Below are 11,981 nucleotides of genomic sequence, written 5' to 3'. Positions count from 1 at the left end.
CTCAGCCCTGGGCGGCGGTGCGGTCCGCAGCTTCACGCATCTTCGCCTCGCGCTCCCGCAGCTCGGGGGTGAACTCGTCGCCGAAGTCGTCGGCGGCAAAGACCTGTCGCAGCTCGAGAGTGAACTCGGGGTCGTTCACGCAGGTGCGCGGCCACTTACGAAGCCACTCGATGGCCTCCTGCTTCGAGCTCACCTCGATCATGGTGAACCCGGCGATGAGCTCTTTGGCCTCGGCGAACGGGCCGTCGGTCACGACGACCTCACCGTCGGCCGTGTACGTCACCCGGGCCCCGCGCGAGCTCGGGTGCAGCCCCTCTCCAGCGACGAGCACGCCGGCTCGCAGCATCTCCTCGTTGTAGGCCGTCATGTCGGCGAGCTGCGCCTCGGTGGGCATCACGCCGCCCTCGGAGTCGTGGGTGGCCGGGACGATGATCATGAAGCGCATGGTGGTCTCCTCTGGACGGGTGGGGCGGCTGGATGATTCCCTTGCTCACTGACACGTCGAACGGCCGCCCGCCGTTTCGACACCAGCTCAGCAAGAATCCTCTCTACGTCGTCCGCCCCTCGTGTCGGCCGAGACTCGCGTGCAGCCGGTCGGCGAACTGACGGTAGAACTCGGGCGCCGAGAGGTACTTGTTGTGGTCGGTGGTCAGGCTGCCGGCAGCGAAGAAGGGCGAGTCGTCGACGCCCTCGAAGATCCCCGCCGCCCGGAAGCTGAGCAGGTCGGCGTGGTCCCACACGTTCCACCAGCCACCCAGAAACTCCCGAGAAGGCAGTGGGGTCAGTGCAGCCGGGCCCTGGCCGCGGTCGGGCCTGCTCTCGAGGAAGAGCCCGAGCTCTTCGAAGAAGCCGACCTGCGAGGCGGCCGCGGCCCAGTAGTCGATGCGCAGGGCGCGGTGCTCTGGCAGCCGCGGCAGGAAGTGCGTGACCAGGTCGTAGACGATCTGACCTCCCATGCTGTGGGTGAGCACCACGAGCGGCTCGCCCCGGCTCTCGGCCGCGAACGCAGCCACCTCGAGCCCGCCGAGCACCCGCTGGATGATCGGACCGGGGGCTTCGGCATCGCCCCGGCTCGCGATGTAGGTCATGACGTCGCCGATGAACACCGGCACGAAGTCCTCGAGCGGGCGCCGGATCGCGGTGACCGCGCCACGCACACCCCGAACCCGGCGTTCGCGCAGCGTCGGCCTTCCGGCATCCGCGACGGCCGTGGGAGTGACCGTGGCGGCTGCGTCGGCCACTTCCTCAGCGGCATCGGCGACCCGTTCGAGCCCTTCCGGGTTGCTGGGCCGAGAGACGAGTGACCCTCCGCCCCAAGCGAACCGAGCGCCAAGGTCGCCCCAGTAGATCCGCATGACCGGCACACCCTCTGGGTCGTCGGAGATCACCGGTGCCACGTGCTGTCGCAGGTGACTCTCGATGGTCGTCCAGGGCACCTCGCCGAGCGGTTGCAACCGCCGGGCGAGCACGGGATCGTCGTCGCGCACCGCGACACCGTGGATGAAGACGATCGGCATCTGGGCTCCCCCGTTCCTCAGACCCGCCCGGGTCAGGCCTCGAGCCTCGCGGTGGCCTGCGACTGAACCCCGTAGCGGAAGACCCTGCCGGCCCGGGCCGCTTCGCCGAGCCCTTCGAGGATGGGGGCGAGCCCATCGTCGTCGACGTCACCGGTCACCTCGTCGGCGATCGCCTTGACCTCATCGGGAGCGTTGCCCATCGCCACGCCCCAGGCGGCCCAGTAGAGCATCTCGAGGTCGTTGCGCTGGTCGCCGCAGGCGACCGTGTGCATCGGTTCGACCCCGACGCGGCGACGCACCAGCTCGAGGGCCGAACCCTTCGACACTCCTTCGGGGTTGATGTCGAGCCAGGCCGACCACCCCACGGCGTACGACATACCGTGCAGCCCGGCGCGCTCGACCATGCCCATGAACTCCTCGGCGCTGACCTCGGGCTGGCGCAGGGTCACCCGGGTGACCGGGTTCGCGACGAGCTCGTCCCAGCTGACCTCGCGCGACTCACCCATGAGCTCGCCGTCGGGGAAGTGCTGGGAGACCTTGAAGCCGACCCCCAGCTCCTCGACCGCGACGAGGGCGTCGGGCAGGGCCACGCGCATCTTCTCGAGCACGGGCCGTGGGTCGAAGGTCACCTGGTCGATGATGGTGTAACCGTTGGGCGCATCGGGGTCGAGAGCCAGGGTGGCGGCGCCGTTCGAGACGACCGCGTAGCCCCGCTCGAGCCCGAGCAGCTCGAGCAGGGGTGTCGTCGCCAGGATCGAGCGTCCGGTGGCGATGACGACCTCCACGCTGTCTGGAAGCGACCGCACCCCGTCGCGAACGCGGGGTGAGAGCTCACCCATGTGGTTGACGGTGGTGCCGTCGAGGTCGAGGGCCAGCAGTTGCTTGGGCATGGCCCAACGCTATCCGGCCGTCAGGCGAGGCGGTGGAGCGCGTCCTCGATACCCCGATGGAAGGTCGGGTAGGCGTAGATCATCGAGGTGAGGGTGCTGATCGGCACCTTCGCGTGGATCGCCACGGCCAGGGCGCCCATCATCTCGCCACCAGACGGGCCCGTCGTCGTCGCTCCGACCAGCACGCCTCGATCGGCGTCGGCGACGACCTTGATGAAGCCCTCGTTGCCCTGGGCGTGGATCCAGCCGCGGGTCGTCTCGGCGAGCGGGGTGAGGCCGACCTGCACGTTGTCGTAGCGCTCGCGAGCCTGCTTCTCGGTGAGACCGACTGCGCCCACCTCGGGGTCGGTGAACGTCACCCGGGGAAGCGCGTCGTAGTCGGCGGCCGGGCCCTGCTGCCCGAGGATGTCGCGCGCGACGATGGCGGCCTGGTACATGGAGATGTGGGTGAACGCACCCTTGCCGGTGATGTCTCCGATGGCCCAGATGCCGTCGGTGCCTCCGGTCACGCGACACCGGTCGTCGACGGGCGCCAGCCGGGCGTCCTTGGCCACGCCCACCGTGTCGAGCCCGACGGCCGCCGGGTCGGCCCGGCGACCTGTCGCGACCACGAGCCGTTCGGCGCGCACCACCGTGCCGTCGGCCAGGGTGACGGCCACCCCGTCGCCGTCGGCCTCCACGTGTTCGGCTCCGAGGCCGACGTGAACGGTGATCCCGTCGGCCTCGAAGACGCCCTTGAGAATGTCGCCCGCCTCGGGCTCCTCCGCCGCAACCAGGCGAGGGGCCGCTTCCACGACCGTGACGTCGACACCGAACCGGGCCATCACCTGCGAGAGCTCGCTACCGATAGCACCGCCACCGAGCAGCACGACCGACCCCGGCAGCGCCGTGGCCTCGATGAGCTCGTGGTTGGTCCAGTAGGGCACGCTCGACAGTCCGTCGATGGGTGGGATCGCGGGGGTGGTGCCGGTGTTGACGACGATCGCCCGCTGCGCCCCATAGGCCGTGCCGTCGATGTCCACCCGGCCCGGCCCGGCGATCTTGCCGGTGCCCCGCACGAAGGTGGCTCCCGCTGCGACGAGGCGGTCGACCGCCACCTGGTCGTTCCAGTCGTCGGTGGCCTCGTCGCGGACGCGGCGGGCCACGATCGACCAGTCGGGGACGACGTCGCCCACGCTGCCCGAGAGGGACGGCACCCGACGAGCCTCGGCCAGCGAGTCGGCTGCGCGGATCATCATCTTGGACGGGACGCAGCCCCAGTACGGGCACTCGCCGCCGACGAGTCGACTCTCGACCCCCAGCACGGAGAGCCCGGCTTGCGCCAGCCGCGCGGCCACATCCTCCCCACCGGGCCCGAGCCCGATCACGATGACGTCGAAGGTCTGGTTGTCGGTGCTCATGCCCCACCTTTACCCGACCAGGGCTCGAACGGAAGCCCGGGTTGCTTACCGGTCACTGACGCGGTGTCGACCGAAGCACGGTTCCAACGACACCCGCCCCGGGTGGGCTCAGCCGCTGGTGACGATCATCGGTCGGCCAGCGCGAGGTCGTCCGTCGGCAGCGGGCGCGAGCTGCGCACCCAGTCGGGGTGGAGGTACGGAAGGCAGCCCTGCAGGTCGGTGGGGCCGAGGTCGGGCACCGGGTCGAAGGGTCGGCGCGAGGAGGGGTCGGCGAGGCGCTCGATCCACGCTGAGTACGAGCTGAGCAGCACCAGCGAATCGGGCGCTTCGACCGTCAGCACGACCAGACCCCGCTCCGGCTCTCCCTCTCGCGCAACCTGGTAGGAACGGTCGGCCACGGTATCGGGGTCAGGTTCGTCGCACCAGAGCCACACGGGAGGGATGGGCCCGACATCGATACCGGCCGAGGCCATCTCGTTCGCCATCGCGCGATAGGCCCCCTGCCCCGCCCGATCGATGCGGTGCCACTGGGCTCGATGGACCTCGCCGCGTGACAGCGTGTCGGCCACCTCGGGTGTCTGCCATGTCCACAGCTTCATGACTCGACGCTATGACAGACAGCGCCCTGCTTGTAGAGCCTTTGGTCATGCCTTTTCCCATTGTTTGGCAAACTTTGCGAATGGTCAGGCCAGCGCGCCCATCGGGTCCCACGCCGGCAGCACGACCGGCTCGTCGGCGAGAACCGCCTGCAGATCTGCGGGAAGGGCGTCTCTGCGCACGGCGATCTCGAACACGTGCTCGCCGAACCAGTTGTCGTTCATCGTCATGAAGCCCTTGTCACCCTTCTCGGCGCCCCAGCTGTTCTCGACGCGCCAGCGACGCGGAAGATCGCCCTGCAGGTCGACCCCTGTGAAGAGCATCGCGTGGGTCATCATCGACTCGTGGTGGGTGAGCCGATCGGCCTTGGCCAGGTCGGGCGTCGTGGCGTAGACGGCGGCGCGGTCGAAGAGGGCGGCATCCCACAGGCCGAGCTCCGAGTTCGACATCTGGTCGGTGTCGCACCCGAACCACACGGCTTCTCCGCCGACGATGGCGGCCGCCGCCAGCTTCTTCATCAGGTCGGTCTGCACGTTGAGGTAGGCCACCGGCGGGGCGCCGACGACGTTGCCCAGGTGCTCGACGGTATACGTGCGGCCGAAGGGACTGGTCGGCCTCGGGTCGTTGACGAGGCAGACGTAGTCGGTGAGCGGCACTGTCACGTAGGCGTCGGCGAACTCACGCGGGGTCATCTCACCGGAGCGGTGAAACCCGTTGTCCTTGTCCTTCCACTGCCAAACGAACGACTGGGGCGGCGTACCGAGGTGGATGCAGAGAAGTCGGTGGATGCTGGCGAGCACCTGCTCCTTGGCGCTCTGCAGCTCATCGTCGGCGGCGCCGTTCGCTGCACTCGCCCGCAGGTCACGGGCGGCCTGCCTCAGGATCGTCGCGATGTCGCGGTTCATCGCCCTGGTGTTGCTCGAGCTCTTGGTCTCGGGCATGGCGGTCTTGGGCACGAGCCCGTGCTTGACCACCAGGGCCACGAACATGTTCCACTGACCGCCGTCTTCAGCGGGCGTCGACAACAGGTGGGCGACGGTGCGGTCGTCGACGTCGCGGTCGGCGGTGGCGATGATCGACTCGAGCCAGTGGTTGGCCTTCTCGAGCTTGTCCCAGAAGAGCAGGTGGTTCTGCGAGAACTCGAAGTCCTTCACGCCCAGCTTCTTGGCCGCCCCGACCCGCAGCAGGTTGGTGCCGGCGAACAGCCAGCAGCGACCGCTCTTCTCCTGCGAGGTGACGGCCCAGTCGTCGAGCAGGTGCGACATGGAGTGGTCGATGCTCGTCACGACCCGCCGGTCGAGCGCCACCTCGTCGACGGGGGTGACAGTCACGGCGTTCTGCAGCAGCCGGGCGGTCGGGTCGGCGTCGAAGGTTTTCGTGAAACGCTCGGTGAGGTCGTGAGGCAGGTCGTGCAGGCGATCGGCCGACGGGCCGGTTGGTCGTTCGTTGGGCATCAGCAGGCGCTCCTCGGTCGGGCATCGATACGGCTCATTCACTGTAGGCCCGCAGCTCGCGACCGAACACCACGCGTTGCGTTCGCGCGGCCTACCCTCGGGTTTCATGACCTCGACCGCGGCCCCGCCGGAGTGGCTGGCCTGGCTGCTGCTCGGCATCGCCGCCCTGTGCATCGGCTTCGCCAAGACCGCCATCGGCGGCCTGGGCAGCCTCGCCGTCGCCATCTTCGCCAGCGTGCTGCCGACCCGCGAGTCGACCGGGGCCATCCTGCTGCTGCTCATCGTGGGTGACGTGGTCGCCGTGTGGCACTACCGCCGAGACGCCGACCTCACCCTGCTCCGTCGGCTGCTGCCCTCGGTATTGCCCGGGCTCGTTCTGGGCGCCGCGTTTCTCGCCCTCGTCGACGACGCAGTGCTGCGTCGGTCGATCGGGGCGCTGCTGCTCGTCATGGCGGGCCTGCAGATCGCGCTGCGGTTCCGCAGCCCTTCCCTCGGCGCCGTCGCATCGTCGCGTGGGGCCGCGATGGCCACGGGAGCGGCATCCGGCTTCGCCACGATGACGGCCAACGCGGCCGGCCCGGTGATGACGCTCTATCTCGTTGCGCAGGGCGTGGAGAAGCGACGCTTCCTCGGCACCGGAGCCCTCTTCTTCTTCGGGGTGAACCTCTGCAAGGTGCCGTTCAGCGCCGGGCTGGGGCTGCTCGGCGGCGACACCCTGCACCGCACTGTCGTGCTGGCACCAGTCGTGCTGGTCGGTGCGTGGGCCGGGCTGCACCTGGTGCGCCGGCTGACCCAGGCCCGGTTCGAGCAGGCGGTGCTCGTGGCCACCGTGCTGTCGGCCGTGGCCCTCGTCGTGCGCTGAGCCCTGCCCCCTGCCTTCTCCGCGGTTCGAGGTGTTCCACCGCGGTAGGGCGCCGCGGAACACCTCGAACCGCGGAGGGTGAGGGGCGGTGAGCCCGCGTAGGGTGCGAAGCGTGACCGACACCGACGACGACCTCGAGCTGACCAAAGCCTCCCGGAAGGCCTGGGGCGCCCTCGAGTCGGTGCACGTGCTCGGCTATTTCGCCGACGACGTGCGCGACGCCTACGTAGCGCTGGGTCTGCGCCCGCGCCTCAGCTACTTCGTGGCCCGCTCGGCGGCTTACGGAGCGGTGGGGCCCGAGGTGCCGATCGCGACCTTCTACGTCTTCGCTCCGTGGCTGCACCGCAAGGCCCTGCCCGCGGCCTGGGAGGTGGCCTCGCCGGAGCAGGTTCAGCAGGCCCGCCGCGACGCCATGAGCACCGTGCTCCAGCGCGTCATCGGCGACACCGACCTGACCGAGCTGCTCGCGCTGGTGCGCACCGTCTGCGGTGGGCTCACCTCCCACGGCCGACCCCTGTATGCCGCTCACGCCGGTCTTACGTGGCCGGGCGAACCACGCCTCGCGCTGTGGCACGCGACGACGCTCATCCGTGAGCACCGCGGCGACGGGCACGTCGCCGTGCTGCTGCGCGCCGGGCTCGACCCAGTCGAGTCGCTCGTGCTCGGAGGGCTGTTCGCCGGCAACACCCCCTTCCTGCGTGAGACTCGAGGCTGGACCGACGAGGACTGGGACGCCGGCACCGAACGACTGAACGTGCGCGGCCTCGTCGCCGATGGCGCCCTGACCGAACAGGGCATGACCTTCCGACGCGACCTGGAACGACAGACCGACCGGCTCGCACTCGAGGGGTGGCGCCACCTCGGCCTCGACGGCACGCGTCGGGTGCTCGAGCTGGCCACGCCGCTGCGGCAGACGGCGCTGGCGAGCGGCATCCTGCCCGGCTGGATCAGCACCCGAGGCTGAGCCACGCCATGCGCGGCCGGTCGACGGCGATACGTAGCCCGTCGGCGTCAGTGCTCGGCCCCCTCGACCCTGCGCGGCCGGAGTGCGGTGATGCGGTCGGTCAGGGCCGAGGCCACGGCAGACGCTTCGCTGCCGAGCTCGGTCCAGTCGTCGTGCAGCTCGCCCCGATAGGCCTGCGCAGCAAAGTCCAGGAGCTGTGCGTGGGCCGGTGCCAGGGTCGAACGCACATCGGCTGCGGCGACATCCTTCGGTGCGATGACGCCGGTGCGAAGCGTGTAGAGGATGCGAGCGAGCGTCAGGAGGACGTTGCGTTCGTCGCCGACGAGGTCATCGAGCAGGCTCGGCAGTACGTCGAACATCGACTGCGTCAGATGCTCCCGCGGCACGAGGTCGGTGAGCTCCGCCAACGGCGGACCCATCAGCACTGACGAGTGCTCGCGGGCGACCGTCAGGATGACGGGCAGGTTGGGATCGGCCTCGCGGCAAGGCAGGTGACCGGCCTCGTAGTCGGCTCGGCGCCACTCGCCGTAGAGGAAGTCACGCATGGCCGGGTAGCGCCAGGGCTTGACGTCGCCGAGCACGAGGGAGGTCAGCTCGACCGGCCGGCCGGGTTGTTTCGTGGCACGCCTCCCCGAGTGGCCCAGGAGGTGGTCGACCAGGATGCGACGCTCGCTCGCCTGGAGCGACACGCGAGTGATGAGCAGGATGTCGAGGTCGCTGGCGGGCCGCAACCCGCCATCGCAGGAGGAGCCGGTCACGTAGGTGCCCACCGGTGAGCCCGGTGCCTCCCGCGTGATCAGCGCTTGAAGCGTCTGGATCGTCGCCTCCACAAGCGTCAGTGTTTCGCAGCTGGCACTCGACGCACAGCCCTTTACCGTCAACGCGCCTGTAGGTCAGAAGCCGTGGGCGATGTCAGGGTCGTGGGTGATGTCAGGGTCTCCTGCTTTGCTCTTCTGGTGCACACCGTGGTCGCTGGAATTCTCATCTCGCAAGGCCAGGTGCTCCTCACGCTGCGCAGTGCAGAGCGTCGCGCCTACCCCAGCACCTGGGCTCTGCCCGGAGGGCACGTTGAGTCGGGCGAGCTCGAGACCGAGGCTCTTCGACGCGAGCTGCGCGAGGAGCTCGGCATCGACGTCCTCGCCTGCGACGAGGTGCCCACCTGCCGACTGCAACTCACCGCCGGTGCGCCCAGCGACGAGCTACACCTGAGCACCTGGCGGGTCACGGCGTGGCGAGGTCGGCCCAGCAATGTGCTCAGGGAGGAACACGACCGCATCGCGTGGCTGGGCGCCGACGAGCTGGCTGGGCTGCCCTGGGCGCACCCGCAGCACCGACAGATGCTGCAAAACATGCTCATCCACCCACCGGAATGAGAAGTTCGAGGGTCTCGCGTCGGAAGCGCTTGCGCAGCGCGACCGTGCTGGGGCAGGTCGGTCTACGATCACGGGCATGACCCGATACCGCTTTCTCGACGGTATGGGCGACGTCGTGGCCGAGGCAGACCATGCCTCCCATGCCGACGCTCTGGCGTGGGCTCGCGACGAGGAGGAGACCCCTGAGGGGGTCAACCGCGTCGAGTACCTCGGGCCCGAAGGCGACTGGCGTTGGGCCGGAGCGCTCGAAGGCTGACCCGCCTCCAGGTGCAGAACGCGGTCAGCTTGGTCGACCCCGGGGATGCCGCGGTGCTCGACCTGGCACCCAGGCTCGGTGTACCCGCGGCTCGAGCTGGGTCGGCCTGGCTGCTCAGGCTTGTCGTGGGGTCAACAGCACCACGGGGATGACGCGGTCGGTCTTCTGCTCGTAGTCGGCGAAGCCGGAGTACTGCTCCTTCTGTTGCTGCCACACCGGATCGCGTTCCTCGAGGGTCAGCTCCCGTGCCGTCACCTCAACGGTGTCGCTGCCGACCTCGATCGCGGCCTCGGGGTTGGCCTTGAGGTTGTGGTACCAAGCCGGGTTGAGGTCCATGCCATCGTTGGAGGCGAAAACGGCCCATCGGCCGTCGACCTGTCGGTACATCATCGGGCTGACGCGCACCTGCCCGGACTTGGCGCCGGTGCTGTGCAGCAGCAACAGCGGAGCACCCTCGAAGTCGCCACCCACCTTGCCGCCGTTGGCCCGAAACTCCTCGATGATCTTGTCGTTCCAGTCGCTCATCCGACCAGCGTAGCGGCGGCCTTCGGGAGTCACGTCCAGCTCTGTCGAGATCGGTGGAGGTTGGGGAGGTTCACCGGCGCCAGATGCCGAAAGCACTCCCCGACCTCGTCGGCCTGACGCCGGCTCAGGCGTAGAAGACGGGTTTCGCGATCATCTCGACCGGCACCACACCGCTGTCGGTCAGGGCCTTGACGCCGGCGTCGCAGACACTCGCCGCGGCGTAGCCGTCCCACGAGGTCGAGCCGGTGTGCTTGCCTTCGGTGACCGCGGTGATCCACTCCTGCACCTCCGTCACGAACGCTCCCCGGAAGCGGTCGTTGTGGTCGCGGGCGATGGAGTTGCGATGCCCCGCACCGTCACGCACCACGACCGCGTTCTGGTCGGCCAGGCTCACCGTGCCCCTCTCGGCCACTACCTCGCAGCGGATGTCGTAGCCGAACTGACAGTTGACGAAGATCTCGTCGTCGACCCGCACGCCGGACTCGGTCTCGAGCACAAGCACGAGCGGGTCCTGCAGATGCTCTGACCGCAGCGAGGTCTTCTTCGGCTTGTCGACGCGGGCCGTGACGAACTCCTCCCCGAGCAGCCATCGCATCGTGTCGATCTCATGGATCGCAGTGTCGTTGATGGCCATGTCCCAGGTGTAGTTCGCCGGCACGGTCGGGTTGCGGTGGGCGCAGTGCACCATGAGCGTCTCGCCCAGGTCACCCGAGTCGAGCAGGGCCTTCATCTCACGGTAGCTGCGGTCGAACCGCCGCATGAACCCGACGGTGACGAGTCGGCGCCCGCTCACCTGCTCAGCCGCCATGATCCGCAGCGCTGCGGCCGCCGTGGGAGTGAGAGGCTTCTCGCAGAGCACCGGCTTGCCGGCCGCGATGCATTCGAGCACGTCGACCTCGTGCGCGGGGCCGTAGCTGCCGATGATCACGGCATCCACGTCGGCGGCGTTGATCAGCCCGGCCGAGTCGGGGTGGACGGTCGCGTCGATGCGCGCAGCGACCTCCGTGGCCCGCATCTGGTCGACGTCGGAGACCGCGACGACACGGCCCCCGGCGATGACCGAGTGGATGCGGGCGATGTGCGCCTGGCCCATCCCGCCGGGGCCGATCATGCCGATGCGCAAGGTCATGAGGTCACTCCTTCGTGAAGCTCAGCGTCGGTGAGGGTCGAGGTGGTCCGTGTTCAGGGCAGGATCAGGGCAGGATCACGGCAGGCCGAGGCCGATCGAGGCCAGGTACTCCCGGGTCTGGATCGCGTTCGGCAGCGGCACCGAAGGGTCGCAGGGGTACATGTCCTGCTCGCACACGACGTAGAGCTGCTTGTCGAGGTCGGCGAGCGCCTCGATGAGTGCTGGCATGTCGGGGGCGCCGGCGGGCGGAGCGACCGAACACCCCTTGGCCACTGCCTGCCCGAACGGCCAGTCCTCGTCGTGGGCCTGCTTCACCAAGGCTTCGTCCATGGCCTTGATGTGCACGTAGGAGATGCGCTCCGGGTACCTGCGGCACAGCTCGACCGGGTCGCCGCCGCCGTAGACGACGTGCCCCGTGTCGAGGCAGAAGCCCACGTAGTCGGGGTCGGTCGCCGAGAAGACCCGGTCGATGTCGTCTGGAGTCTCGATGTGGCTGTCACCGTGCGGGTGCAGCACCATCTGCAGGCCGTAGTCCTCCTTGAGGAGGCGGCCCAGCCGGTCGGCGTTGGAGATGTAGGTGTTCCACGCCTTCGTCGACAGCACCCTGTCGTCGGTGTACTCCCAGCTCTTCTCGTCGCGGAACATCGGCGGCAGGTGCACGATGTACTCCGCCCCGACCGCCGCATGGGTCTCGGCGATGGCGCGGAACGTTCTCTCAGTGTCGGCCCAGGCCTCCGGCTGGTGCAGGATGCCCCACCCGGTGCCGGCTACGACGCGGAACCCGCGCTGGTCCATCGCCTCCCGCAGCCGCTCCGCGTCCTTAGGGAAGTAGCCGAAAGGGCCTGTCTCCATCACCGAGAAGCCTGCGTCGGCCATCTCGTCGAGCGCGGTCTCCCACGGGATCTGCTGGTCGTCCTCCGGGAACCACACCCCCCACTGGTCGGGGCAGACTCCGATGGTCAGCCGGTCGTAGCGCGGGTCGGTGTTGCGGGCCCTGTCGTCGGCCATGGTGCC

The 11,981-nt window shown here is 69.1% G+C and carries 14 protein-coding genes; 4 read left to right on the top strand and 10 right to left on the bottom strand.

What is annotated here, in order from left to right:
• Window position 1: 1 nt before the first annotated feature.
• The 6 genes from BA895_RS04610 to BA895_RS04585 form a co-directional block, all read right to left on the bottom strand.
• Complete coding sequence (locus BA895_RS04610) at window positions 2–445, bottom strand: YciI family protein (protein ID WP_070190700.1); 444 nt, start codon at window positions 443–445, stop codon at window positions 2–4.
• 103 nt (window positions 446–548) lie between these two features.
• Entirely contained in the window at window positions 549–1,517 is a 969-nt protein-coding gene (locus BA895_RS23850) for a hypothetical protein (RefSeq protein WP_070190699.1), read from the bottom strand.
• Window positions 1,518–1,549: 32 nt separating this feature from the next.
• Window positions 1,550–2,407, bottom strand: coding sequence for an HAD family hydrolase (locus tag BA895_RS04600; protein WP_070190698.1), 858 nt, complete (start codon window positions 2,405–2,407; stop codon window positions 1,550–1,552).
• A 20-nt stretch (window positions 2,408–2,427) separates the two neighbouring features.
• Window positions 2,428–3,807, bottom strand: a complete 1,380-nt coding sequence (locus BA895_RS04595) for an NAD(P)/FAD-dependent oxidoreductase (RefSeq protein WP_070190697.1) — start codon at window positions 3,805–3,807, stop codon at window positions 2,428–2,430.
• Between the two features lie 125 nt (window positions 3,808–3,932).
• On the bottom strand, window positions 3,933–4,406 hold the full coding sequence (locus BA895_RS04590; protein WP_070190696.1) for a hypothetical protein: 474 nt from the start codon (window positions 4,404–4,406) through the stop codon (window positions 3,933–3,935).
• Between the two features lie 84 nt (window positions 4,407–4,490).
• On the bottom strand, window positions 4,491–5,858 hold the full coding sequence (locus BA895_RS04585; protein ID WP_083282969.1) for an aminopeptidase C: 1,368 nt from the start codon (window positions 5,856–5,858) through the stop codon (window positions 4,491–4,493).
• Window positions 5,859–5,964: 106 nt separating this feature from the next.
• Here BA895_RS04585 and BA895_RS04580 point away from each other — a divergent pair, with 106 nt between their 5' ends.
• A complete protein-coding gene (locus BA895_RS04580) occupies window positions 5,965–6,720 on the top strand; it encodes a sulfite exporter TauE/SafE family protein (RefSeq protein ID WP_070190695.1) in 756 nt (251 codons plus the stop codon).
• 112 nt (window positions 6,721–6,832) lie between these two features.
• A complete protein-coding gene (locus BA895_RS04575; protein ID WP_083282968.1) occupies window positions 6,833–7,684 on the top strand; it encodes a hypothetical protein in 852 nt (283 codons plus the stop codon).
• A 47-nt stretch (window positions 7,685–7,731) separates the two neighbouring features.
• Here BA895_RS04575 and BA895_RS04570 read toward each other — a convergent pair whose 3' ends face one another.
• On the bottom strand, window positions 7,732–8,514 hold the full coding sequence (locus BA895_RS04570) for an aminoglycoside adenylyltransferase domain-containing protein (RefSeq protein ID WP_083282967.1): 783 nt from the start codon (window positions 8,512–8,514) through the stop codon (window positions 7,732–7,734).
• Between the two features lie 126 nt (window positions 8,515–8,640).
• Between BA895_RS04570 and BA895_RS04565 the strand changes: the two genes are divergently transcribed.
• Both BA895_RS04565 and BA895_RS04560 read left to right on the top strand, forming a co-directional pair.
• On the top strand, window positions 8,641–9,057 hold the full coding sequence (locus BA895_RS04565) for an NUDIX domain-containing protein (RefSeq protein WP_070190750.1): 417 nt from the start codon (window positions 8,641–8,643) through the stop codon (window positions 9,055–9,057).
• A gap of 76 nt (window positions 9,058–9,133) precedes the next feature.
• Window positions 9,134–9,313, top strand: a complete 180-nt coding sequence (locus tag BA895_RS04560; protein WP_070190694.1) for a hypothetical protein — start codon at window positions 9,134–9,136, stop codon at window positions 9,311–9,313.
• A gap of 114 nt (window positions 9,314–9,427) precedes the next feature.
• On the opposite strand, the gene BA895_RS04555 is transcribed toward BA895_RS04560, so the two are convergent.
• The 3 genes from BA895_RS04555 to BA895_RS04545 form a co-directional block, all read right to left on the bottom strand.
• The gene (locus BA895_RS04555; protein ID WP_070190693.1) at window positions 9,428–9,838 is read right to left on the bottom strand and encodes a nitroreductase family deazaflavin-dependent oxidoreductase; all 411 of its coding nucleotides are present in this window, start codon (window positions 9,836–9,838) and stop codon (window positions 9,428–9,430) included.
• 124 nt (window positions 9,839–9,962) lie between these two features.
• Complete coding sequence (locus BA895_RS04550; protein WP_070190692.1) at window positions 9,963–10,967, bottom strand: Gfo/Idh/MocA family protein; 1,005 nt, start codon at window positions 10,965–10,967, stop codon at window positions 9,963–9,965.
• A gap of 75 nt (window positions 10,968–11,042) precedes the next feature.
• Window positions 11,043–11,975 carry a TIM barrel protein gene (locus BA895_RS04545; protein ID WP_070190691.1) on the bottom strand — a complete coding sequence of 311 codons (933 nt, stop codon included), beginning with the start codon at window positions 11,973–11,975 and terminating at the stop codon, window positions 11,043–11,045.
• Window positions 11,976–11,981 lie beyond the last annotated feature (6 nt).

This window comes from Humibacillus sp. DSM 29435 (genome assembly GCF_001758225.1).
GTDB lineage: Bacteria > Actinomycetota > Actinomycetes > Actinomycetales > Dermatophilaceae > DSM-29435.
The sequence above is the reverse complement of the archived record's forward strand: the minus strand, read 5'-3'. Positions and strand labels throughout refer to the sequence as shown.